Here is a 25,658-nt window from a genome sequence, read left to right as displayed (position 1 = left end):
CTTATTCCCTGTTGTTGCCAAAATAGCCAAGCTTTTGGCTTTTTACAGGAATTATATAAAAGTGTTTGACACGAAAAGCAAAATCAGTAGAATGCGCAGCTCTCGACGGGGGCGGTTAGCTCAGTTGGTAGAGCAATGCCCTTACAAGGCATGGGTCACAAGTTCGAGTCTTGTACCGCCCACCAATCGTTTCAGTGACAAGCTTGCTGGTTGTAATGCAAGTTAAAACGAGCTGGTAAGTTGAGACAGCATGCGGACCGGTAGTTCAGTCGGTTAGAATGCCGGCCTGTCACGCCGGAGGTCGCGGGTTCGAGCCCCGTCCGGTCCGCCACTTTATAAAAGCCCGCTTACTTGCGGGCTTTTTGCTATCTGTACGTCATACTTCCCGCTTTTTATCTCCGTCCTTGTTCTGGTTACTTTCTTCCGGATTCTGTTCGCATCCAGCCTTGCCTGGGCGGGGAGCCCTAAAGTTAGGGCATAGCTCGCCCTTAATGAAAAAATCATATACACAATAATGTCATCTTGGGTTGGTAACTTGCTGTTTATGGGATAGATTCAGAACCAATAGCGGTTTCGGGAGTCGATTGCCTTAACCGAGATTGCAGGATGTTCCTGCCAATGAATGGAGTTACCACTATGCAAGACTATGTTGAAGATTTACTGGATATCACCTGGGATGAGTTTGATGACGAGATTGCCGAGGACTATTCAGAGCTCTGATTTTGCCTGTTGGCGCCTGTGTTAACCGACCGATAGCTGCTCAAATCTATGGAGTAGCTCGCAATTCTGTACAAAACCTGGCCTCTTGGGCGGGCTTTCACGTTTTGATAGATACCTCTCTCCTATACTAAGTCCAGCTTTGCACCGGTTTGGGCTGGTGTTGGCTACTTGTCCCTTTATTGAGGGCAGGTGACTAGATAGGGTCAGGTAACTATGCCACATTCTCCATCCGGACCTCTGGAGGCCGTGTTCCTCCTGCAGGACAATCAGATATTGCGCGAGCTCCTCTATCCGGAGTTTGAGGCAATTCTCGATGGTTTTATTCCCCTTCCTGATTATGCATCCACATCAGCCAGGGCCATTTACGTGCAGGCCAACCACCAGCTCTGCATCACCGGAGCGGTTTTCTTCCTGATAGGTTTTGATGCCAAAGGGATAGTGGACCATCGCTGGAATGTGCCTTTGCAGCAATTATTGGCTTCTGCCGGCCCTGGGCCGGATTTGGGAGCCGGGGCTATTCGCCTGGTTTGTTACAGTCAATGTCCTGTGGCCTGGCATCAAAAGAACTTGTGGGACCCACGCATGGAGCCTGGCCAAAATACCTTTGTGGCCCTGGCCAAATCCATCAGGGCTAACCGACTTGGGTTTATTGTGAATCCACGCAGTAAGGAGTCACCTGAACCCTCCTTACCTGTGGTTGATGATGAGCATATTCCTGTGCTCAAGCCTTTAAGTGTTGAAGACTTTGAGCGTGAGCAACAGGTGTTGCAGCAACAGCTTCACGAGTATTACACCGGGGAACTGCGCGACAAGGTGGCCCAGTTGGCCAAGGAGCAGCGTTTGCGCCTGGCGACGCTCAATTCCGAACTCCAGTCCCGCTTACAGGCGGCACAGCACGAGCACCAACAGCGTTTGACATCCTACCAGCAGCGAATGGCTGAGCTGGAAACTGCTAACCAGGAGTTGGAAGAGCGCAATCGGGTCTTGAAGGAGAGCCTTGATACCCAGGTTAAAAAGATTGATGGGGTCCGTGAATATTTTGCGCACAAGCTTAAATCCGCCCAGGCCGATGAGGCTAGCCAGTTACAAGCGTTGCAAGCCAATTTCGATATGGAGCTGGATGTGCGTGTGCAAGCGGCTACAGCAGAGTTGCGCGAGATGTTGGAAATGCGCGAGGTTGAGTTGTTCTATCGCCATCAAAATGAAACGGCGCTAAAGGAGGAGATTGTCAGCCTGAAGCGTGAGGCCCAGGCCATGGTTAAAAATGGCGGCGACCAATTATTGAGCCGTTTGGTCAAGTCAGGTATCAGTTTTGTGACCTTCCAGCCTGGCATTGGACAGCTCAGTATTCCCCTGGATGATGTGGCTGCCTATCTGGAAAATACCGCGACTTACCTCGCGCAAAAATCCGGGGTGAGCGAGCCGATTTATCTGGCCTGGTGGGAGCATTACCAAAAACCTTGCTGCAATGCCCTGGATGCCCGCGGACATGCTTGTGGAACGGCTGTTACGCGCATTGAGTCACCGCTGGAGTTTTTACCGGGAGAGTCTGATCGCTGTTCCCAGCACCAGGCATTTGCATTGCAGCGGGTGGCTGAACGTCGCTAGGTGGTTTGTTGTGTAACACATGGTTATATCGAACGCCAGGTTGCCGTGGTAATCTCCATCGCTCCGCGTGATAAATTTGGTTCTGTGAGGCTGGTGTTTGATTGACGATAAAAGCCTGGTGACCCGTTTTCAGGCAGAACTCCATGACGTGGCCCTGGGGGTCAAGCTTGAGCCTGTGGTCTGTGGCTGGGTAAGAAAAGCGGGATTGTCTCTGTGGGTCAGGCGGGACGATCTGATTGATCCAGCCCAGAGTGGTAACAAGTTTTATAAATTATTTTACAACCTGAAAGCAGCCCGGCTTGCCGGTGCTTCCGAGTTGGTGAGTTACGGTGGTCCCTGGTCCAATCATTTATATGCACTGGCAGCAGCGGCCAGGGAGTGTGGGATTCCAGCCAGAGGGATTGTTCGTGGCGAACAGCCCTTGAGTCTTAGCTTAATGCTGAATGATGTCCAGTCTCTGGGGATGCAGTTGCAGTTTGTGTCGCGCAGTGACTATCGTCACTACACCCATGGAGGCACCAACGTGCAGGGGGTGGATAACAGTATTTACAGCATCCCCGAGGGCGGTGCCAACCTTTTGGGGGCTGCAGGGATGATGGCTGTTGGATGGGCGTTGCGACAACAAATAGACGGTGATTTCCAGACCTGTATCGCGTGTGGCACCGGCACAAGCCTGGCTGGGGTTGCGACTGGGCTTGGCGCCGGACAACGGGTATTGGGCTTTTCTGTCCTTAAGGGCGCAGGCAGCCTGGGTGTACAGATACATGACAGTGTTATGTCATTGGAAGGAATTTTGCCAGACTCCACCAAGGGTGCTCCCGCGGCTGGTTGGGCATTGATCTCAGGATTCCATGGCGGCGGCTATGGTCGGGCTCCCGGTGTTGGGCTTTATCAGTTTTGGCAAGATTTTGAACAGGAAACGGGTATGCTCCTCGACCCGGTTTACACCCTCAAGCTGTTTTGGGGGATTTACTGCCTGGCTCAACAGGGTTATTGGCCCCGCGGTACACGCCTGGTGGCTATACACACAGGTGGTTTGCAAGGGCGGCGAGGGTTTGTGTGTCCGGAAGGTCCGTTAACGAATTCGTGATGGTTTATTCATACTGTTTTTCATATTGTTAGTGATAAGTTGCCAAGTGATAAACAGTTACCTTGGCTCGATTGAATAATAATGAATATATCCTCAGCCTTGACTATCAATTGGCTGTTTTGATGGAGGGGATGGTGTATGCAAGCGCAGATGCAGATACAGGACCAACCGGCGGTGGTCGATTTTGATATAAACCTGACACGCTCTTTGGTCCCGCTGAAAGATATGAGTGAGGCGCATTTGCTCGCGCTTCTGGATGATGTCGTACCTGAGGTTGCTTGCGCCGGGCAGACTTTGTTTAGTGAGGGCAGTTACGACGACCAGCATGTATATCTCCTCCATGGTAATGTCAGCCTGGTAGCTCCCGATGGACAGCGTCAGGCGATTAAAGGCCGTGAAAGCCTGTTTCCTATCGCCCATCATCAGCCGCGTCGTGTTACGGCTATCGCCGATTCTGATTGCAGCCTGTTGCGTATTAATAGCGAGCGTCTCGACAAAATGTTGGCCTGGAGCCAGGTGGCCGATTATCTGCAATTGCTTATCTCTCGCCAGCGCGATCTGGATGAAGACGTGGATTGGATGATGACAGTACTTAAATCCAATTTATTTTTTAAAGTTCCCCCGCTCAATGTTGAAGAAATCTTTTCGTGTTTAACCCCTCAGGTGGTCTATGCCGGCGATGTTGTCATTCGTCAGGGTGAGTTGGGTGAGCAGTGTTATTTCATCAAAGAAGGGGAGGCAGATGTTACACGCCATGTCGATGGCAACAGGGAACACCTGGCGACGATTAGTGTCGGGCGTTGTTTTGGTGAAGATGCATTGGTCAATGAAACTGTGCGCAATGCCACGGTAATGATGCGTACCGATGGCGTGTTAATGCGCCTGGAAAAGCAGGATTTTTACAAGCTGCTGAAAGAGCCTCAGGTTGCTACCCTGGCACTTGCAGAGTTGGAGGCGGCATTGGCGACACATGTATGTGTCGATGTGCGCAGTGAAGAAGAATATACGCAGGCGCATTTGCCCAGGGCGGTGAATGTGCCTTTGAATATTCTCGCTATCAAATCGAGATTATTATCCAAGACACAGCCCACTATTTTTTATTGTGATACCGGTCGTCGCAGTCGTGCAGCGGCCCATCTGCTCTCCCAACAGGGATACAAAGCCTGGGCTTTGGCAGACTGTGCAGACTTGCTGGAACAGTCAAAATATGCTTCTTATTGGCTGGACTCCAATAACTATTTATTGCGAGATGGTGTTGCCGTGCCCAGTGACTAAACGGGGATGGCCATCATGTATTGTGGGTTGCTGGCCAATTGTCCGGTACGACAAAATAACGCTCTTGTTCCTGCCAGACAGGTAAGGGTGCCTGGTGTGTGAATAACTCCACCTCAGCAATCATGATGGGTTTGTGGGAGGCTTGTGTCCAATCACTTAACCAGATCGCCAATTGCCCGCTTGTCATGAGGCTATCCAGTTCGTCTCCTTGTGCGGGAGATACCCAATGTGTGCGCTCGATAACGACCCAGCGTTTTGCAGGGCTCTGTGACAAAAAACCTTCGCAGTCTTGCCAGCGCATCCAATAGCCACCCTGATGGTCGGGGTGTGCTCCTGCTGCTTGTCCGGTATGCGCTTCTTGATAGGGATAAAAGAAATAGCCTTGTAATAACAAGCCGCTGTGCCAAAACGGCGCCTCGGTAAAGTGTTGCTGTAACCAATGCCGGGCAGGGTTTTTTTCATCGTTAGCAGACAAGCGAAGCTGGTGTTGCTGTAGATGGTTGAGTTTGATGTCCAACCGATCACTGTTGTTTGGACCAATCCAGTGTTGCCACTCGGACAGATCCCCGCCACTGCTATTACCCAGATAAAACTTTATGGCGCTCTCGATATGCCAATAGGTGTTTTGTCGGCGACACAAGAAATCAAAGGCTCCCAGGGTTTGTCCCCGGTAATTAACCTGCTGGTTGTAGCCGAGCAATTCCCAATCGCCCTGTTGCGTGAAGTAAAAATGCCAGAGGGCTTCGTAATAAACGCCCAGGCGAGTGCTTTTAAATAAGGCTAAATGGTTTAGGAGGGGCGTTGGATCAGCGTCCAGTACTTGCAGCCAGGTTTGTAGCCTGGAGACTGGCGCCAGACCTGATAGTAGTTGGGTGTGGGGGCTGTCTGGCAGTGTTTGCAGTAAAGGCTGGCCCAGGCAACACCAGGCGAGGTCGCGCACTGCCTGATGACGCAGGCTGCGCAATTGTTGCTTCAGCCAGGGGGTATCATAAACTGGCAATACCATAGGTGTACCCTGTGAAAAATTGACCCTGGCTAGCCAGGGTTGCCGGGCTATAATAGCAAGGTATTGATCCATGGGGCTTTTTTCATCGTCGTGCCCCACACTTAAGATTGCCTTATTCCCATGATTCGCTTTTGGCATCAAGGGGCAGGGCGCCTGCCAGGATGACGTGCCTGTATGACCCATTTTTCCACCATCGGCCTGATTGGGCACCTTAATAATGAGCGTGCGGTTTATTCAATCGAGCGCTTGATTCGCTTTTTGCAACAACGCGGCAAGGACTTTGTACTTGAGGTTGAAACTGCGGCCCGTATCAGCGATATAGCCCTGACCCAGGCTGCGCGCCAGATTATGGATATGGACGCCCTCGGGCAAATTTGCGATCTGGTCATTGTTGTGGGGGGAGATGGCAGTTTGTTAAGCGGTGCCCGGGCCCTGGCCAAATATCAAGTACCTTTGCTGGGGGTTAACCGGGGGCGACTCGGGTTTTTAACAGATATTACGCCCGAGCAAATTGAGCAAAAGATGGCAGAGGTTCTGACCGGGCAATTTGCATCTGAAAAGCGTTTTTTGCTGGATATGGAAGTGCGCCGTGACGGCCAGGTTATAGCCTTGGCAGATGCACTGAATGATGTGGTGTTACACACCGGGCAATTTATCCATATGCTGGAATTTGAAATCCATGTCGATGGCTCCTTCGTTACCAGCCAGCGTTCCGATGGTTTGATTGTTTCTACGCCTACAGGGTCTACCGCCTATTCACTCAGTGGTGGCGGTCCGATTTTACACCCCAAGCTGGATGCTATTGTCATAGTGCCTATGAACCCGCATACGCTCAGCAGCCGACCCATTGTGGTGTCGGGAGATAGTGAAATCTTGCTGATGGTGGGGGAGCATAATCGCGCCTTGCCAATGGTAACCTGCGATGGTCACTCCCATGCCGAAGTGCAAACCGGCGATGAAATTATCATTCGCAAAAAACCGCAATTGCTTGAGCTTTTGCATCCGCTGGATTACAACTTTTACGAGCGTTGCCGTTCCAAACTGGGCTGGGGTGGTCATCTGCTAAAACCTGAATAATATGGGTAATCAGGTATCTACTACGGAATCAAGCCGTTGGGTGACGCCCGGTGCAGCCTATGGTTACGACCTGATTGGCGATGTCCACGGCTGTGCGCAGACGCTGGAGCGCCTGCTGCAGCAACTGGGCTACAAAAAACAGCGCGGTACCTATTTTCATCCGAAGCGCCAGGCAATTTTCCTTGGGGATGTGGTTGACCGTGGACCCAGGATTCGCGAAGCCTTGCACCTGGTGCGCGATATGGTGGAGAGGGGGAATGCCCTGATGATCCTGGGTAACCACGAGGTCAATGCCATCACCTATTGCACACCGGTACTTCCGGGGGTATGCGAATATCTCCGCCCTCATATCCCTGCCAATACCCGGCAGATTGCCGAAACCCTGGAACAATTTGCCCGCTACCCTCAGGAGTGGGCGGATTTCCTCAATTGGTTTGTTGAATTACCGCTATTTGCGGAACTCAGCCATCCCTTGACCGGTCAGGTATTCCGGGCTGTGCACGCCTGTTGGGACCAGGTGCTTATCGATCGGCATCGCCTGGCATATGGCAGCGCGCATATCGATATGGAATTCCTGCGCGCCTCGGTGATTCCCGGTAGTGAGGCGGCCTTGACCAAGCAGCGATTAACGGGGGGGATTGATTTATCCTTGCCTGAAGGCATGGTGATGACCTCCCCGGATGGTTATACCCGGCGCGCATTCCGCACCAAGTTCTGGGCAACGGCAGCACACACCTATGGCGAGCTGTTATTCCAGCCGGATCCGCTGCCTGATGCGGTTGCCGATGCCCCGATTAGCCCGGAGCATCGTGCCCAGATGCTGTACTACGCCAGCGATTTGCCGCCTTTGTTTGTCGGCCATTATTGGCTTAAGGGGCGTCCTGAACCCTTGACCCCAAACCTTGCTTGTCTCGACTATAGCGCAGTTAAATATGGCCGATTGGTGGCATATCGTATGGACGGTGAGGCACAATTGGATGCCAATAAGTTTTCCTGGGTCTATGTTGACCCTTGATAGAAATAGATTGATTTGATGATTGAGACTTTCCTTTGAACGATTGGATTGCGGTTAGACATTTTCCCCTTGACCAGGATTTGACCGCCCTGGTGCAATTTCTTCAGGAGCGTGGTGTTATCCATCGGATTACGGAGGATCGCGGCCAGCAACTTCTGGCTGTGCAAGATTCGGATATCATTCCGGCACTTAACGAATTTCTTGAGCAATACCTCCAGGGGCGAATCCAGCTGCAAGCGACATCCGGGCACCAGGCATCCAGCCTGGAGGCCGATAGCCAGGAATTTCTCCGACAGCTTCAGGCTACACCGATTGTATTTGTACTGATTGGATTATCCATCCTGGGGTGGTTTATCAGCAGTACAGTGATTGGCAGTCATTGGGAGCACTGGTTTACCTTTCAGGATTACACCCACAACCGTTTTGTCCCGTTAGATGAATCACTCGCGTGCGGTGAGATCTGGCGCCTGCTGACGCCGATCTTTCTTCACTTCGGCATGGTTCACCTTGCGTTTAATATGATCCTGTTGTGGTGGTTTGGCCAGCGCTTGGAGTTACTGCTGGGGCATTGGTGTTTTTTATTGTTGGTCGCGGTGGCGGGTGTGCTTGCCAACCTCGGGCAATACTATTGGACGGGTATGCCCAATTTTGGGGGAATATCCGGCGTTATTTATAGTTTTATTGGCGTTATCCTGGTGTTGCGGCGCCTTATGCCTCACCCATTAATTGATGTGCCTGCCAGTATGCTCTGGTTTATGCTTGTTTGGCTGGTGGTGGGAATGACCGGTGTAGTGGATCTTTTTATGGATGGTGGTATCGCCAATGCCAATCATGCGACAGGATTGATTGCTGGCGCCGCTTTTGCACTCCTGCTTTATATTGTTAAATCCCGACGTTAATCCATTACCTGAACTCACGATTATGAATTTGCAACAATTGTTGGCCAGTTTGACACCGGATATCTATCACAGCCTTAAGCGTGCTGTTGAATTGGGAAAATGGCCGGATGGCAATCGACTGACACAAGCGCAGCGTGAATTATGCATGCAAGCGGTGATCGCCTATGAGCACAAAAACTTGCCGCAAGATACACATACAGGTTACATACCGCCCGAGCCTCACAGCTTTTGTGGCAGTGACCATGAACATGAAGACCACGACAAACCTATCAAGTGGGTTGAATAAATGACCGGGGACCAGTCTATGAACGCGCCAGCACCGAAAACCATTTATCTGAAGGATTATCAGGTTCCGGATTATTTGATCGATACTACAGACCTTAATGTCGATATTCACGATGGTTATACCCTGGTGAGTTGCATGTTGGCCTTGCGCCGCAATCCGGCTGCCAAACAGGCAGCAACCGAATTAACCTTACAGGGTGCAGACCTTGAGCTTGTTTCTCTATCGCTGGATGGGCGCTTGTTGGAAGAGGGCGATTACACATTTGGTGAAGAAAGCCTGACGATCTTTAACACACCAGAAACATTTACCCTGATAACTATCACTAAAATAAAACCGGAGTCCAATACATCACTGGAAGGTTTGTATCGCTCGCGCACTATGTATTGCACGCAGTGCGAGGCTGAGGGCTTTCGCAAAATTACCTACTATCTGGATCGCCCGGATGTGATGAGTGAATTCACCACCAAGGTTATTGCGGATAAAAAATACCCGGTATTGTTATCTAACGGTAACCTGATCGAACAGGGTGATGCCGGTGAGGAGCGTCACTATGCCATTTGGCATGACCCCTTTAAAAAACCGGCGTATTTGTTTGCACTGGTTGCTGGTGACCTGGCCCATATCGAAGATAGTTTTTCCACCAGCTCGGGGCGAGCGGTGACACTCCGCATCTTTGTGGAGCCCAAGGATCTGGATAAGTGCGACCATGCCATGGCTTCACTCAAACATGCCATGCGCTGGGACGAAGAAGTCTATGGGCGCGAATACGATCTGGATATTTTTATGATTGTCGCGGTAGACGATTTCAATATGGGAGCGATGGAAAACAAGGGGTTAAATATTTTTAATACCTCTTGTGTGCTGGCCAAACCGGAAACGACCACCGATGTGGGCTTCCAGCGTGTTGAAGGTGTTGTGGCCCATGAGTATTTCCACAATTGGAGTGGTAACCGGGTTACCTGTCGCGATTGGTTCCAGTTAAGTTTGAAGGAAGGTTTTACCGTTTACCGCGACTCTGAGTTTTCCGCCGACATGGGATCGCGCACCGTCAAGCGGGTAGAAGATGTCACCCTGCTGCGCACCCTGCAATTTGCAGAGGATGCAGGCCCCATGGCTCATCCTATCCGTCCGGAATCCTACATTGAAATCTCCAACTTCTACACCATGACGGTGTATGAAAAAGGTGCGGAAGTGATCCGTATGCTGGCTAACCTGCTGGGTAAGGAAAACTTCCGCAAAGGCACGGATTTATACTTTGATCGACATGATGGCCAGGCAGTAACCACAGAAGATTTCGTCACTGCCCTGGCTGATGCATCCGGTCGTGACCTGTCGCAGTTTAAACGCTGGTATTCCCAGGCAGGTACGCCGCGCCTGGACGTCACAGACTATTATGATGAAGATGCGCAGACCTATTCATTAACTATCAAGCAATCTTGTCCGCCAACGCCAGAGTGCCAGAATAAATTGCCGTTCCATATCCCGATTGCCATGGGGTTGTTGGGCAGTGCAGGGGACTTACCTTTGTATCTGCAAGGTTCCCAGCCGGATTTTGAAACCAGTGATAACACCCATCGGGTTCTTGAACTTACGGACGCAGAGCAGACATTTGTGTTTGAGCGGGTACAGGAAAAACCGGTACCCAGCTTATTGCGCGGTTTCTCTGCACCAGTGAAATTGAACTACGCCTATTCGACCCGGGATTTAATCCTGCTGATGAGCCGTGACAGCGATGGATTCAGTCGCTGGGAAGCGAGCCAACAGTTGGGGTTACAGGCCATTTCTGCGGCTATGGCTGCTTATCAGCAAGAGCGGTCCCTGGATGGGTTTAGCCTCAGTGCGCAATTGGTCGATGCCTATCGCCGCGTATTGCAAGATGCCAGCCTGGATCAGGCAATGGTGGCATACATGCTGACATTGCCATCGGAAGCCTATATCAGTGAGTTGGCGGATGTAATCGATGTGGAAGCCATTCATTACAGTCGCCAGGCTGTGCGCAAGGCATTGGCCAATGCCTTGGCAGATGATTTCACGCGTATTTACCAGTCTTATGACCATCGGCAGCCCTATGCAGCAACAGCCGATGCAATTGCGACGCGTAGCCTCAAAAACGTGGCATTGGCTTATCTGATGTTGATTCATGATGAAGGCTCGATTCGCGCGTGTGAGCAGCAATATCGCCATGGGAATAACATGACAGATGTTATGGCTGCGCTCACCCAGTTGGTTAACAGTGAGGCGCCGCTAGCGCAAGAGTATTCCCTGGCAGCATTGGCAGATTTCTTTGGGCGCTGGCAACATGAATCGCTGGTGGTAAACCAATGGCTGAGTGTTCAGGCTGGATGTCAGCTGCCGGATACCCTCAGTCGTGTAAGGGCCCTGCTGCAACATTCTGCATATGATGGTAAAAACCCTAACAAGATCCGCTCATTAATCGGAGCGTTTTGCAACGGCAACGCCATTAATTTCCATAGTGGGAATGGCGAGGGGTATGCTTTCCTGGCTGACCAGATTATCCAGCTCAATCGCCAGAATCCACAGATTGCCTCGCGTTTGTTAACGCCTTTGACCAAGTGGAAAAAGTACGACCATGTACGTCAACAATTGATGAAGGCCCAATTGGAACGTATCCGGGCAGAGCCTGAATTGTCCAAGGATGTATTTGAGGTCGTTAGTAAAAGTTTGGCCTGATCTTTTTACCTGGTTTTCCTCTCTTCTTATGGCCGGGAGTTTCCCGGCCTGAACGTATTTTTCCATTCGTATTAGCAAGTGAATGTTGCGATAAATAGGCGGTTATTTTTATCACCTATTTCGCTGGAAGCCTAGTTCGGCCTGGGTTTTTTATAGGTTCGCAACAATCATCACGTTTCCAGACCCTCCACTATCGAATTAGCTGGCACGAATGTTGAAGCATGAATATTGAGTCAGCGGCCATCCCACTTTAAAGCAGTAATGGATACACAAAAACACGTTGTTGGTCTGTTAGCGTTGCTGTGTTTTGGGGCAAAAAAAATGGTATTGAATTTGCCTGCTTGTGTTTGGTGCATGAGGTGGAGCTTTGTTGAGTATCGAGTGAAGTTGGTCTTGCGGACTTTGGGTCAGTTTGTAGCAGCGGTGAAATTATGGGTCCTGCCATCCGTAATGTCTGGAGGATTGTCGCTGGCAGTGGTTGACATTTTTCCGGGATATTGAAGCACGGCAGATTTGGCTAATAAAAACAGTTTTCGTGCAGGGCAGGCAGCTGAAATTGCGCAACACGTGCATCGTTTAACCCATCGGGCGGGATAAAACTATGGAAACGCCTTTTTCTCTGTTGATTTTCTTTGTGTTATTTTCGCTGTTGTTCCTGCTGTTTCTCGCGCTATCGCTTAAGCGCAAACGCAGGATCGCCGAACGTATGCTGGCGCGGGGGATTGAATACATAAAACTGATGCGCAACCTATTGACCTATATCCAGCAACACCGTGGCTTGACTACAGGGTATATCAATGGCAATACCAGTGTCCAAGCGGAAATTGATAAGGTTAATCTCCATGTAAAACGTATTGCGCAAGACATCCAGGATTCGGGATTATGGGTTCGCGATAATATCAAATGGAAGAGTTTGCTGGATCACTGGCAGCGTTTGGCCCAGTCCTATTTGCAGGGCGATGCTGATAACAACTTCAAGCAACATAATATTTTGATCGCCAATCTACTGTATCTGATAGAGGATGTGGCTGACTCCCATCATTTAGCCAAGATGGGCGGTGGTTCATTGGATACAGATTGGCGTTATTTGTTATCCATTGCAGAGTATATTGGCCAGGCGCGTGCATTGGGTACAGGTGTAGCTGCACGCGGTGAATGTTCCAGTGTGATGCGTATCCAGTTAAATCATTTGCGCAATAAAATCTCAGGGTCGGTAGAGGAGGCTTGGTCGGAAAAATTGCGCCAGGAAATCAAAAGCTTGATGCAATGTATAGAGACCCAATTGGTTGTAGATAAACCCACCATTGCACCAGGTGATTATTTTGCATTGGCAACGCGCTGTATCGATCATATTCTTGAGCAGTTTGACCGACAGATTGAGAACCTACAGTTCTACCGATATGAAGGTTAACGGGCGCCAGCCAATTTGAGGTGAGCCATGGTTTGAACGGGTAAAAAACTGTGCAGCTTATTAAATCCTGTTTATTGAAAAGCAGTTTTTCAATAAAAAAATACCAGGCCAAGCCTGGTATTTTTTGTCTGCAAGGATGTTGATTTAGTGGGGATAAAGTGCCTTGAGGGTTTGCTCCTGCTTGCGCTGGGTGGCCTGGCGCAGGCTGGCCAGGAGTTGTTTCAATGCGTCCAGGTCCAATTCGCTATGTTTCTGGCTATAAATACAACGGTCCAATTGTTTGAGGTGTTCTATCAGTTCGGCGGAGCCAAATTGACGGCCAAGCCTATCAAGGCTATTTAATTGCGCGTCTTGCCAGAAAATCCTTCCCCAGTGCAACAACACTTCACGCAGTTTTTCTGGCGTAGCCTTGTTGCCTATCGCTTCTCTAACTTGTTGCCATGCCGCTTTTTCATTGCTGTGTTGTTCTTTTCCATCTTGTTGCTGATCGGTTGATCGGGTGTTTTTGCCGAGGCGTGCTTGCCGATATAGCCAGAATAAGCACACATTGGCTAACAGACTTGCGGCAAGCAACACATAAACCCAGATGGGTAGAGAGGCTTTGGTTTGATGGTTAGCGGATAGGTTCAATTCGGTATTCAGTGGAACAGATGTGTATTCATCATGGGTGTTGCTGTCTTTATCTACAATTGCATCCATGTTGTTGGCACCACTGCTCACGTTAAGGCGAGTACTGGCAAGTTCTGCCGTTTTAAAGACTTTTTCCTGGGTATCCCACCAATGTAACTTGATGGAGGGTAGGGTGTAGCTGCCACTGCGGTTGGCGACTATCGCCGTAGTTTCAACACGGGAACCTGTAACACCATTGTCTTGCTTCTGGTCTTCGGTTTGTGCCTGGTCTTGATAGCTGCTTAACCCCTGGATATCCAGGGTTGGCAGCGGCGGTAATTGCGCGGCACTGAGTCCCTGGGCACGGATAGTAATAGTGCGGGTGATAGGGTCGCCTACCTTGAGTGTTTCCGGGTTGGTACTCCAGTGTTCCTCCAGTTGCAGGTTTTGTGCTGGCAGCCAGGGTTGGGCTTTGGGGTCCTGTGGTGAAGGCGTAACGGTAATGCGCTGTTCTTCCGTGCGCAGGCGTATCAGGTTGCCGCGATTGGTGCCGAAGAAGCTGCGCATATCCCATTGGTTACCGCCGACATCCAGTTGGAACAAAATGGCGGGGATAATCATTTCACCGCTGACTTGCGGGTAGACGGCAAAACGACTTTCGATGATGTCAACCAGGCGTCCATTTTCATTCATGCGATATTTCTTGTCCTCCAATTGAATGACCAGTGCATCCTTGATTTGCAGTGGTTCCATGTTGCCGCCATTCAGTGAAAGGTTGGCATCTATTTTCAGGCGAACGGTGACAAACAATTGTTCCTGTACATAGAGGGACGGTTTTTCGACCAGGGTTTCTACCTGGATATTATCGGCCTGCGCGCGTTTGCTTTTACCTTCGACGGTAATTTCAATGGCATCGCTGACTGCACCTTTGATATTGAAGGACGGGATAATCAATTTGCCGATTTTGCGCGGTGCCAGATCAATGGTCCAATGGGTATAGCTTTGCGATTGGCCATTGACAATGCTGACGACAGAGCCGCTTTGCGTATTCAGTACTTCAAAATCGTGTTGCAGTGAACTCAGGTCCGGGCTAACACTTTTGTCGATTTCATCGTACTGTAAGCGCAGTGTAAAGGTGTCATTAAGGCCGATCAGGTTCTTATCGACACTGGCTGTCAGGTTGGCTGCCCAGGCAGAGGGCCACAGGCATAGCACCAGCAATAGACAAAGCCAGGCCTTCATTGCGCTTGGCAAAAGGTTAATACGGGATGTTGTGCTAGCGATCGGATGTTGCATAGTCAGTTGTTATCCCTTGATGGATTACCAGCGGTCAGTTGCACCGTTTTCCGGTGCTTCCCATTCGCCATTGAACATTTGCATACGGCGTTTGCGGTACTGGTCTTTGAATTTGTTTTTTAGCAGCATACCCGGCTCATCGGGCACCCGGCGCAGCCATTGCTCCATAGCCTGGCGCTCTTCGTCTGTTAAACCATCATCCGGCTGGATTTGCCGGGCCAGTGCCTGTTGTTCGTCGGATTGTTGCTCATCGGATGACTGCTCTTGCGCTGCATTAGCTTGCTGCGCCTGCTCAGCCTCACGCTGTGCCTGTTCTTCTGCCTGGCGACGCGCTTCTTCCGCTTTTTCTTCCTCGCTCAGCTCCTGGCCTTCTTCATCCTGTGCGCTCTGCTGCTGGGATGTTTGCTCACTGTTTTGCTGTTCGGTTTGGCCTTGTTGTTCACTCTGGTTTTGTTGTGAGGTGTCTTGTTGTTGCGTGTCTTGCTCCTGCTGCTCACCGGAAGATTGATCCTGTTTATCGGCTTGGTTGCCGGTATTCTGCTGCTGGCTATCCTGTTGTTGACCGTCCTGCTGGTTATCTTGCGAGTCGTCATTTTGCGACTGGCTATTCTGGGATTGGTTTTGCTGTTGCTGTTGCTGTTGTTGTTTGGCCTGTTCTACCAGGTCACGGTTTTTTTGCGCATCAGCAAAATGGGGGTTGCGCTTTAAGGCCTGGTTGTAGGCGTTGATAGCATCATCCAGTTTGCCTGCCTTGGCCAGGGCATTGCCGCGATTGTAATGGCCACGGGCAGAATCATCTTTGGCGAAACCCTGGGCGGCTTGTTCGTAATGCCCGGCGCGATAGTCTGCGGTTGCTTTCCAGTTGGGATCGTTAAACAACTCGGCTGCTTTTTGTGTCTGTTCTTCTTGCAAGGCCTGGTAGGCCTGCTGATTTTTGTTGCGCCACAAATCGTCCCAGCCGAAGGCATAACTGTTTTGCGGCGTCAGTCCCAACAAGGGCAGGCACAGCAGGCTGAGCAGCAATCCGCGGCGGAAACTGTAGAGGACAATGGGCAACAGCAGCAGCGCCAGCCAATGCCCCCGGTCATACCAGCTATCAAATTCGCGCTGGGTTTTATCGGTTTGGTGTTGAGGAGAACGGTGTGGATCATCCCTTAACAACACATCGATATCCGCCGTGGTGTCGACAAAGGTTTGGTAGCGACCACCGGTTTTGTGTGCCAGATCGCGCAGCTCGCTGATATTCAATTGTGTTGTGACGATGCCGCCGGCGCGATCGCGCACAAAGCCGCCTTTACTGGCAGGGATCGGGGTTGGGCTGGTAGTCCCCACACCCAGGATAGAGAGGCGAATATCCTTGTGCGCTTGCATCAGCTCAACAATGCGTGCCTGGGCATCTGCCGTGACGCCATCGGTTAGCAACAATAAATCGCCCTGGCTGATACCGCTGTCGTGCATCATTTGCAGCGCGCGGCCGATGGCTGCTTCGGTATTACTGCCCGATAACGGCATGATGTAAGGGGTCAGGTCGGGTAACAGGTTGATAATGGTTTTGCTGTCATCGCTCAGCGGTGTCACTACATGGGCATCGCCTGCATACACCACCAGGCCGGTATAGCCGTCCTGGCGGCGCTTGAGGATGTCGGCAATCTTCAGGCGTGCCCGCAGCAGGCGGGATGGCTTTAAATCTTCGCTCAACATAGAAGGCGACAAGTCGAGCAAGAGCACCAGTGCCTGTTGGTTTTTTTCCAGGCTTACCGGACGTTTTTCCCAGGTGGGGCCGGCCAGTGCAGTGCAGGCAATGATCCAGCCCAACAGTAAACCGAGCAGGTAGCGCGGATTGATATGGGTGGTTTTGCCATCCAGTAAATAGGGCAGTAAATCCGGTGCGATCAATTGTTGCCAACTTTGTGCCTGATACTGGCGGCGCCACAACCCGATAATTAATAGTGCTGCGGGCACTATAGCGACTAGCCACCAGGGGCGTAAAAAATGAAATTGGTTGAGCAGGTCTGTCATGCCTCATTTCCCCGTACAGGAATGCGCACCATGGGGGCAAGTGCGAGGAGCAAACTGGTTAACAGGGCAATTGCCAGTGGCCAATAGAATAGGCTTTCTACCGGGCGGAATGTCGCTTCATCCTGCGCTGTAGGTTCAAGCAGGTCTAACTGGCGATGGATTTCTTCCAGGTCGCGGGTGTTGCGTGCGCGAAAGAATTCGCCGCCGGTTTGCTCGGCAATTTGTTGCATGCTGTGTGAATCCACTTCGCGATCATAGGGACTGAACGCGATGGTATAAATCTTGGTGTTGGCTTTAACCGCTAAATCCGTGGCAGTCGCAATGCCCAGTTCGCCGGCAGTATTTTCACCATCGGTCAGCAGGATGATAACCCGCTTGGCATTGGGTTGTTCACGTAAGCGCTTGATGCTGAGTGCGATGGCATCGCCGATGGCGGTTGCTTCCCCGGCATAACCCGATTCGGCTTCGATAAGCATTTCCTGCACGGTTTTTACATCGAAGGTCAGCGGCGCCTGTAAAAAAGCCTGGGTACCAAAGAGGACTAACCCCAGTCGATCGGATTGGCGGCGCGCCACGAAATCGCCCACCACTTTTTTAACGGCCATCAGGCGTGTAATGCGGCGATTGTTATAGACCATATCCGGCTCACGCATGCTGCCGGAAATATCCACGGCCAGGAGCAGGTCGCGGCCACTGTTAGGCATGCTGGTCGCTTCGCCAACCCACTGCGGGTTGGCGGCTGCCAGTACACTGGCAAGCCAGATGATCCAGAGTGCCAGGATGCGCCCCAGGCGCCGGTGGCTATTGCCGGAACCGGACTGGGCCAGGGTGTTTACTGCACCGAAGAACGGGACGCGCAGGGCTGCCTCGCTGCGCTCCAGGGGCGGCAACCAGCGTATCAATAAGGGCAGGGGGGCCAGCAGCAACAGCCAGGGCCATTCCAGCTCAAACATGGGTGGTCTCCCGGGCTGGTTTTATCAGCTTGCCTGCGCGCTTGAGGTTATGGCCCTTTACCCAGGCTAAAGCCAGCCGCTGGACGTCTTCCAATCCGGCGACCTCCGGTGATTTCTGGTAGGGCGCCACCAGCAGCAGGTTGGTGTGGTCGGAAAAACGACCGGGTAATTGGGCACCCTGGTCAAGCCACTGGAGCCATGGCAATCCGGTAAGGCTGAGTACAGCCTGGGAGGCGCCAGCGCTCAAGGCTGTGCGGCGCAATGTGAGATTGAGTACTTGCAGGTAAGAGGCCAGGCTGCCGTGTTGCCGGTAATCCGCAAGTGCTTGCTGTAGCGCCCGGATGGCTTCGCGGCGATAGCGCTGCCGCTGTTGACGCTGATAAACGACATAGCTAACCCATATAAAAATCAGCAGTAATACCAATAACAGATACCAGCCGGGAGCGAGTGGCCATAGGCTGACTGGATCGGGCAGGTGTATATCGGCCAATTGATCCAACGGGGAAGCGGATTGGGGCATGGGCAGGTTTTGCGGCAAAGCTTGGGTTTTCATGTCTGCACCTGCCTTAGCGACGACGACCGAAGGTCTGGCGCAATTGCTGGGCGCAATCGTCCTGGGTACTTAGGCTGAGCAACGCAATTCCCAGGCGTTTGGCGGTTTGCGTCAAGAGTTCCAGGCGGCGCTCGAACAGGGCGCGATAGGCCTGCTGGAAACTGCGCTGTTGCGCAGGTAGTTGCACGCGTACCTGGCCGTTGCTGACACTGAGTGGCTGGTTGCTATCCAGTTGTTGTTCGAGCGGATCGTACACATGGATAAGTGTCAGGTCTGCATGGCGGGCGAGGCTGAATAATTCGCGCTCGCAGGCCTCATCCATATCGCGGAAGTCGCTGATGATAAACAGGGCACTGCCCGGTTTGCTGATACGGCGCAAATCCGCCAGCAATTCGGCCAGGGATAGTGAGTGCTCGGAGGCAATAGGGCTGGTGAGGCGCCGGTTAAATTCCTGCAGTTGGTGGATCAGTTCCAACTGTGCGTGCTTGCCGCGCCGCGCACGTATATCGCGCTGGTCGCTATCGCCAAAAACCAGTGCGCCTATGCGGTCACTATTGCCCAGGGCTGTCCAGCCAAGGGTGGCGGCAATGTAGCAAGCCAATACCGATTTAAAGCAGCGCCGGCTGCCGAAAAACATGCTGGCGCGCTGGTCAACCAATAAAAAGACCGGTCGTTCGCGCTCTTCGCGATACAGTTTGGTGTGCGGTACCTGGGTGCGTGCGGTAACCCGCCAATCAATAGAGCGTATATCGTCCCCCGCTTGGTACAGGCGCACTTCCTCAAAGTCCATACCCCGGCCGCGATAGCGGGTGCGCACGCTGCCAGCCAACAGGCTCCTGGCCGGTTTGACACTGCTGAGACTTAGATCCTCCGCAATAAAGCGGCTGCCTAACAGGCAATCGAGTTGGGCGTAGGCACCTTGCGGCAGCAGGAAAGGGTTGGGTGCCAGGTCGCGATTTGACAGGGCGGCCATGGGCTTAACTCAGCGGAACAACGGCAAGTAATTTATCGATCGCCTGGTCGCTACTGATACCGCGCGCTTCGGCCTCAAAACTCAGGATTAAACGGTGGCGCAGTACATCGTGCACAACAGCCTGGACGTCATCGGGACTGACATAGTCGCGGCCATTGAGCCAGGCGTGGGCGCGGGCGCAGCGATCCAGCGCAATGGTGGCGCGGGGACTGGCACCGTATTCGATCAATTGCGCCAGGTCTTCACCGTAGAGAGATGGTCGGCGAGTCGCATTGATCAACTGGACAATGTATTCCTCCACCGGCTCCGCCATATGCAGGGCCAGGACTTCCTGGCGGGCGGCAAACAGGGTTTCCTGGCTGATGGGTTCCGGGGCGCTGCTGCTTTGCGATGCTGCTTCGGCGCGCGCCAGGCGCAGGATGCGTTTCTCTGCCTCGGCGCTGGGGTAATCCACGACGACGTGCAACAGGAATCGGTCGAGTTGGGCTTCGGGCAGCGGATAGGTACCTTCCTGCTCAATCGGGTTTTGGGTCGCCATCACCATAAACAGGGGCGGCAGGGGATAGGTGCGACTGCCGACACTCACCTGGCGTTCGGCCATGGCCTCCAGCAGCGCCGATTGCACTTTGGCCGGGGCGCGGTTGATTTCGTCAGCCAGAACCAGGTTGTGAAAGATAGGGCCGGGTTGGAATTCAAACTTGCCTTCCTGCGGGCGGTAGATGTCGGTACCGGTCACGTCGGCGGGGAGCAGGTCGGGGGTAAATTGGATGCGGTGGAAATTGCCGGCAATGGCTTGCGACAGGGTTTTGATCGCTTTGGTTTTGGCCAGGCCGGGAGCGCCCTCCACCAACAAATGGCCATCGGCAAGCAGGGCAATCAGCAGGCGTTGAAGCAGGTGTTCCTGGCCGATGATCTGCTCACTGAGCCAGTTATTGAGGGCGTGTATCTGTGGATAGGCATGCATGCTGAACTACCTTCTCTTGTTTATTGGCAATTGGCCAGGGTGCTTCAGGGCACTGAACGCGGCGCTCGATAGACTGCCCTATCTGGTGGCAGTTCCCAATCATTTCAACTGTTTATGCAGTTTTTTCGTCTAGTCTTAACTAACCGGGGCCAGATTAATCCAGGAGGATGCCATGAATAACCCTCTTGTCAGTCACCAGACTTTTCCTGAGTTTTGGGCCGAGTTTCAACGCTATGCCCAAAGTCGCCTTGAGCCGCCGCAACTCGCCAGCCTGCTCGGCCTGGCCGAACGTTACTTCAGCCATTATCCCCTGGATGAACTGCGCGGCCGCGCACTGGGTGATGTGTTTGGCAGCCTCTACCAATCCTGGCGGTTCCTGCAGCACTTTGAGGGTTCCGGCCCACAGATCCAACTGTATAACCCCGACCTGGCCCAACATGGATGGCTCTCCCCGCATACCCTGTTGATGGTCTTGCAAAAAGACATGCCTTTTTTGGTGGACTCGATCCGGATTGAGCTCAATCGCCGCAACATTGCGATCTATGTGATGAAAAGTACGGTACTGACGGTTGAGCGCGACAGCGCAGGGACACTCCTGTCGCTGATACCGGGCGATAGCAGTACCAAGGAAGCCCTGGTCGTTATGGAGATCAGCCTGCATAGCCAGCAGGCCGACCGGGATCTTATCCGGGATAGCCTGGTGGAGGTATTGCGTGAACTGGAACAGGTGGTTGCCGATTATCCGGCTATGCGCACTGCCGCACTGGCGTTGGTGGACAACCTGCGCCGACAAACCCAGGCGCCAGCGGCGGCAGTGATTGCGGAAACCTGCGAATTTATTGAATGGCTGGCGGACGACCATTTCACATTTTTGGGGTATCGCGAGTACGAATTTGTCGAGCAGGACGGGCGCCGGTATCTACAGGAGAACACCCAGGCACGCCTTGGCAGCTTTGCCCTGCGTGATCCCTGCCTCAACCAGGTCGCGGTCGATGAGTTCAGCGAGGGCAGTGTGCGCTTTCATGTGGTGCCTCAGGCCATTGCTTTTTCCAAGGCGCCGGGACGCGCGCGTATCCATCGCTCTGCCTATGCGGACTACCTGGCTGTCAAACGTTTTGATGAACAGGGCAATGTCATCGGTGAGGCGCGTTTGCTGGGGCTGTATACCTCGGAGGCTTATCTGCTAAGCCCCTGGCAGATTCCGTTGATCCGCGCCAAGGTCACCAAGGTATTTGAGTTAAGTGGCCTTGATCCGAATACCCATGATGGTAAAAACTTTCGACGCCTGCTGGAAACCTTTCCGCGCAACGAATTATTTCTCAGCAGCAGCACGGAGTTATTCCAGACGCTGACCACCGTAGCGCAAATCAATGAGCGCGCCATGGTACGCTTGTTAATGCGGCGCGATTTATTTGGTAATTTTGTCAATTTTCTGGTCTATCTCCCGCGTGATAATTTTTCTACGCGGATTCGTTTATCTATTCAGGAACTCATTGGCAAAGCCTTGGGGACACAGGATTGTGAATTTAACAGTTATTTGTCGGAATCTGTATTGGCGCGGCTTTATCTGGTATTTAATGTTGAGGGTATTGCGCTGGGAGATATAGACCTGTCTGCACTCGAAGCCGGGATCATCAATATCACTCGCACCTGGGATGATCATCTGCGCACCGCGCTCCTGGATACCTATGGTGAAGAGCCGGGCAATAGGCTGTTACAGGATTTTCGCCAGGGTTTTTCAGCGGCGTATCAGGATAGTTTCGACGCGCGTGTCGCCGCACAGGATTTACACGCAGTTGTGAGCCTGTCTGCACAGAATCCCATTGCTATCCAACTCTACCAGCCCCTGGGATGTGCAGAGCACCAGTGCCAATTCAAATTATTTCACTATGCGCACGGCCTGGCTTTATCGGATGTTATCCCGGTATTGGAAAACCTTGGGTTCCGCGTAGAAAGTGAAAGCTCTTATGATATTAGCCGCTGCAGTGGGGAAAGGGTTTGGCTGCATGACTTTCGCCTGTCGTTAAACCAGCAACAGGCCTTGGATGTGGCTGCTATTCGCCAACCGGTAACCGATGCCTTTATTGCTATCTGGCATCGACAGGCCAGTAACGACAGTTTTAACAAGTTGATTGCACTGGCCCAACTGGATTGGCGGCAGGTAGTGGTGTTGCGCGCTTACGCCAGCTATATGCACCAGACGCTGTTTCCCTTTGCCGAGTCATATATTGCCAGTGCATTGCAGCATAATTGGCGATTGGTGCGGCAGCTCCTGGCATTTTTCCAGTGTAAGTTTGATCCCGCTTATAGCTGTGCTGATCGTGGTGCAACACTTGAAGCGCTGCGTGAACAGTTACTGGCCGCCTTGGATAAGGTGGAAAACCTGAGCGAAGACCGTATCCTGCGCCGTTACCTGGTGCTGATGGAATACACACTGCGAACTAATTATTTCCAATGCGATCAACAGCAGCAGCCCAAAGCCTATCTCTCCTTTAAGTTCAGTCCGCGACATATTCCCGATATACCCGAGCCGCGTCCGCTATTTGAAATTTTTGTTTTTTCGGCCCATATGGAAGCTGTGCATCTACGCACCAGCAAAGTCGCCCGCGGTGGGCTGCGCTGGTCGGATCGTTTACAGGATTACCGCACCGAAATACTGGGCCTGGTAAAAGCCCAGCAGGTAAAAAACGCAGTGATCGTGCCCAGCGGAGCCAAAGGTGGGTTTGTGTGCAAGCAAATGCCTGCTAATGCCGACCGTGAAGCCATCCTGGCGGAAGCGATTCGCTGTTATCAAACCATGATTCGCGGCATGCTGGATCTGACGGATAACTATTGCCAGGGCGAACTGGTTTCTCCCGTACAGATACTGGCCTATGACGAACCTGATCCCTATCTGGTGGTCGCTGCCGATAAGGGGACAGCCAGTTTTTCCGATATTGCCAACCAAATTTCGGCAGATTATGGCCACTGGCTGGGAGATGCTTTCGCGTCTGGCGGCAGCCAGGGGTACGACCACAAGGGCATGGGAATTACCGCGCGCGGTGCCTGGATTTCGGTGCAGCGCCATTTCAGGGAGCAGGGTGTCGATGTGCAGCGTGAGTCCATCCGGGTTGTCGGTATTGGCGATATGGCGGGCGATGTATTTGGCAATGGTATGTTGCTATCGCGCGCTATCAAATTGGTAGCGGCATTTAACCACCAACACATTTTTATCGATCCGACTCCCGATCCGGAAACCAGTTTTTTAGAACGGCAGCGTTTATTCACTACACCCAAAACTACCTGGGCCGATTACAACAGGCAGTTCATCAGTGCGGGGGGAGATATTTTTAGTCGCAGTGCAAAATCCATCGCCTTGAGTGCACAGCTGCGCGAGCTTTTAATGCTGGATACACCAACCCTGACACCGAATGAATTGATCCATGCCTTGTTACAGGCGCCAGTTGATTTGATTTGGAATGGCGGTATAGGGACCTATGTGAAGGCCAGCCATGAAACCCATGCAGAGGTTGGTGACAAGGCCAATGACAACCTGCGTGTCAACGGTAATGAATTGCGCTGTAAAGTATTTGGCGAAGGTGGCAATTTGGGGATGACCCAGCGCGGTCGTGTGGAATATTGCCTCAAGGGGGGCAACTGCAACACGGACTTTATTGATAATGCCGCTGGTGTTGATTGTTCGGATCATGAAGTTAACATCAAGATCCTGTTAAATATCCTGGTGGCACAGGGTGATCTCACGACCAAGCAACGCAACCAGTTATTGGTTGCGATGACGGATAGTGTGGCGGAGCTGGTGCTTCACAACAACACCCGTCAAACCTTGGCAATCAGTGTGGCACAACAGGATGCGCTGAAGCGCAGCGCTGAATATCGCCGTTTTATCAATGCGCTGCAAAACCAGGGGCGTTTAAATCGTGCGCTGGAGTTTTTACCGGAAGACGATGCCTTGCTGGAGCGCCAGGCAAAAGGTACGGGGCTGACCCGGCCGGAGTTGGCACTATTGATTTCCTATGCAAAAGCCTTGTTAAAGGATGAGCTTAGCCACAGCGATTTGGCCGAAGATAATTATCTGGTGACATTTGTTGACAGTGCGTTTCCCGCTGTGATTGGTGAAGGTTACCGGGAGGTTATGCATCAACATCCTTTGCGCCGTGAAATACTGGCGACCCAATTGGCCAACGACATGGTTAACACTATGGGAATCAGTTTTGCGCTGCGTTTGCAGGAATCCACCGGTGCCGGCCTGGTGGATATTGCAAAGGCGTATGTGATTGCACGGGATATTTACACCTTACCTGAATTATTGTCAGCTCTGGATCGGATTGTTCTGGAGCCAGCACTGCAATGGCGTTTGATTAACAACATGATGCGCAAAGTCAGGCGCGCAACGCGCTGGTTCTTGCGCAACCGGCGCGGCAACCTGGATGTTGCTGCCGAGGTGGCTTATTTTGCCCCGGCTTTACAACAATTAGCGCTGGACCTGCCCAAATATGTAGGCAGTGAATTATTACTGGAATGGCAATCCCAGGTCGATGAATTACAGCGAGCGGGTTTACCCGATAGGCTGGTACATCGCTTGGCCCAGCCGGCGGACTTGTATTCCGGTTTGAGTGTGGTTGAGGCAGCCCGCGTAACACAATTACCGGTGAGTGAGCTGGGGCATGCGTATTTTGCCATTGGGGACCATCTCAACCTGCCCTGGTTTTATGGGCAAATCGCCAATATCCCGGTGGATAATGTCTGGCAGGCTATGGCACGCGAGACTTGCCTGGGTGACCTGGAGTCGCAATTGCGCAGTTTGAGTATTTCGCTGATGCAGTGTAGTACCGATCAGCAGGATGGCACTTTACTGATGACACAGCGCATAGAGCGTTGGAGCACAGCTCATCAGCGATTGGTGACACGCTGGCAGCAAATGATTATGGAGTTGCAGTCCATTAATGCCCCGGATTTTGCTATTTTTTCGGTGGCCTTGCGCGAGCTGCTGGATTTGGCACAGGTCAGTCAGCATTGCAAATAGATGAATACGTATGCAGCAGCGAGTTGTATGCTTGTTATCGGCCAGGTTTATCAACGATTATTGCGCTAATCCTGGCCAATGGCTGGCGAGACAGACAAGGCTTGCTGCTTTTACAAGGGACACTGTCGGCTAATTAACATAACTATTACAGCACTAGCTAGCCACACAAGCCTTAACAATAATGATAAAA

17 protein-coding genes and 2 tRNA genes are annotated in these 25,658 nt (G+C 52.1%); 12 read left to right on the top strand and 7 right to left on the bottom strand.

Features of this window, described 5'->3' with window-relative positions; all coding sequences use genetic code 11:
• Positions 1-109: 109 nt before the first annotated feature.
• The 5 genes from CJA_RS10585 to CJA_RS10565 all read left to right on the top strand — a co-directional run bounded on the left by CJA_RS10585 (position 110) and on the right by CJA_RS10565 (position 4,693).
• A tRNA-Val gene (locus CJA_RS10585) sits at positions 110-185 on the top strand.
• A gap of 69 nt (positions 186-254) precedes the next feature.
• Positions 255-331 (top strand) — tRNA-Asp (locus tag CJA_RS10580).
• A 602-nt stretch (positions 332-933) separates the two neighbouring features.
• Positions 934-2,328: a hypothetical protein gene (locus CJA_RS10575; RefSeq protein ID WP_012487782.1), complete on the top strand. Its 1,395-nt coding sequence runs from the start codon at positions 934-936 to the stop codon at positions 2,326-2,328.
• 97 nt (positions 2,329-2,425) lie between these two features.
• A complete protein-coding gene (locus tag CJA_RS10570) occupies positions 2,426-3,418 on the top strand; it encodes a 1-aminocyclopropane-1-carboxylate deaminase/D-cysteine desulfhydrase (protein ID WP_012487780.1) in 993 nt (330 codons plus the stop codon).
• 138 nt (positions 3,419-3,556) lie between these two features.
• A complete protein-coding gene (locus tag CJA_RS10565) occupies positions 3,557-4,693 on the top strand; it encodes a cyclic nucleotide-binding domain-containing protein (protein WP_049765440.1) in 1,137 nt (378 codons plus the stop codon).
• 13 nt (positions 4,694-4,706) lie between these two features.
• On the opposite strand, the gene CJA_RS10560 is transcribed toward CJA_RS10565, so the two are convergent.
• Positions 4,707-5,699 carry a DUF1853 family protein gene (locus CJA_RS10560; RefSeq protein ID WP_158304062.1) on the bottom strand — a complete coding sequence of 331 codons (993 nt, stop codon included), beginning with the start codon at positions 5,697-5,699 and terminating at the stop codon, positions 4,707-4,709.
• Positions 5,700-5,873: 174 nt separating this feature from the next.
• Here CJA_RS10560 and CJA_RS10555 point away from each other — a divergent pair, with 174 nt between their 5' ends.
• The 6 genes from CJA_RS10555 to CJA_RS10530 all read left to right on the top strand — a co-directional run bounded on the left by CJA_RS10555 (position 5,874) and on the right by CJA_RS10530 (position 13,078).
• Complete coding sequence (locus CJA_RS10555) at positions 5,874-6,776, top strand: NAD(+) kinase (protein WP_012487776.1); 903 nt, start codon at positions 5,874-5,876, stop codon at positions 6,774-6,776.
• A 1-nt stretch (position 6,777) separates the two neighbouring features.
• Entirely contained in the window at positions 6,778-7,791 is a 1,014-nt protein-coding gene (locus tag CJA_RS10550; protein WP_012487775.1) for a metallophosphoesterase, read from the top strand.
• 35 nt (positions 7,792-7,826) lie between these two features.
• Positions 7,827-8,690 (top strand): rhomboid family intramembrane serine protease, encoded by an 864-nt coding sequence (locus CJA_RS10545; RefSeq protein WP_012487774.1) that lies wholly within the window; start codon positions 7,827-7,829, stop codon positions 8,688-8,690.
• A 22-nt stretch (positions 8,691-8,712) separates the two neighbouring features.
• Positions 8,713-8,976, top strand: a complete 264-nt coding sequence (locus CJA_RS10540; RefSeq protein WP_012487773.1) for a YeaC family protein — start codon at positions 8,713-8,715, stop codon at positions 8,974-8,976.
• Between the two features lie 18 nt (positions 8,977-8,994).
• Positions 8,995-11,667, top strand: coding sequence for an aminopeptidase N (gene pepN, locus CJA_RS10535; RefSeq protein WP_012487772.1), 2,673 nt, complete (start codon positions 8,995-8,997; stop codon positions 11,665-11,667).
• Between the two features lie 601 nt (positions 11,668-12,268).
• Complete coding sequence (locus CJA_RS10530) at positions 12,269-13,078, top strand: nitrate- and nitrite sensing domain-containing protein (protein WP_012487771.1); 810 nt, start codon at positions 12,269-12,271, stop codon at positions 13,076-13,078.
• A 144-nt stretch (positions 13,079-13,222) separates the two neighbouring features.
• On the opposite strand, the gene CJA_RS10525 is transcribed toward CJA_RS10530, so the two are convergent.
• The 6 genes from CJA_RS10525 to CJA_RS10500 form a co-directional block, all read right to left on the bottom strand.
• Entirely contained in the window at positions 13,223-14,929 is a 1,707-nt protein-coding gene (locus CJA_RS10525) for a BatD family protein (RefSeq protein WP_222862900.1), read from the bottom strand.
• A 78-nt stretch (positions 14,930-15,007) separates the two neighbouring features.
• Positions 15,008-17,002: a VWA domain-containing protein gene (locus CJA_RS10520; protein WP_012487768.1), complete on the bottom strand. Its 1,995-nt coding sequence runs from the start codon at positions 17,000-17,002 to the stop codon at positions 15,008-15,010.
• Positions 16,999-17,955 carry a VWA domain-containing protein gene (locus CJA_RS10515; RefSeq protein WP_012487767.1) on the bottom strand — a complete coding sequence of 319 codons (957 nt, stop codon included), beginning with the start codon at positions 17,953-17,955 and terminating at the stop codon, positions 16,999-17,001. Before CJA_RS10515 ends, CJA_RS10520 begins: the two co-directional genes overlap by 4 nt.
• Positions 17,948-18,508: a DUF4381 domain-containing protein gene (locus CJA_RS18685; RefSeq protein WP_049765437.1), complete on the bottom strand. Its 561-nt coding sequence runs from the start codon at positions 18,506-18,508 to the stop codon at positions 17,948-17,950. Before CJA_RS18685 ends, CJA_RS10515 begins: the two co-directional genes overlap by 8 nt.
• A gap of 13 nt (positions 18,509-18,521) precedes the next feature.
• Complete coding sequence (locus CJA_RS10505) at positions 18,522-19,481, bottom strand: DUF58 domain-containing protein (RefSeq protein ID WP_012487765.1); 960 nt, start codon at positions 19,479-19,481, stop codon at positions 18,522-18,524.
• Between the two features lie 4 nt (positions 19,482-19,485).
• Positions 19,486-20,445 carry an AAA family ATPase gene (locus CJA_RS10500; protein ID WP_012487764.1) on the bottom strand — a complete coding sequence of 320 codons (960 nt, stop codon included), beginning with the start codon at positions 20,443-20,445 and terminating at the stop codon, positions 19,486-19,488.
• Between the two features lie 172 nt (positions 20,446-20,617).
• Between CJA_RS10500 and CJA_RS10495 the strand changes: the two genes are divergently transcribed.
• Positions 20,618-25,468: an NAD-glutamate dehydrogenase gene (locus tag CJA_RS10495; protein ID WP_012487763.1), complete on the top strand. Its 4,851-nt coding sequence runs from the start codon at positions 20,618-20,620 to the stop codon at positions 25,466-25,468.
• Positions 25,469-25,658: the final 190 nt, after the last annotated feature.

It is taken from the genome of Cellvibrio japonicus Ueda107 (genome assembly GCF_000019225.1).
GTDB classification, from domain to species: Bacteria; Pseudomonadota; Gammaproteobacteria; order Pseudomonadales; family Cellvibrionaceae; genus Cellvibrio; species Cellvibrio japonicus.
Note: the sequence above shows the minus strand (reverse complement) of the source record. Positions and strands in the feature narration are given on the sequence as shown.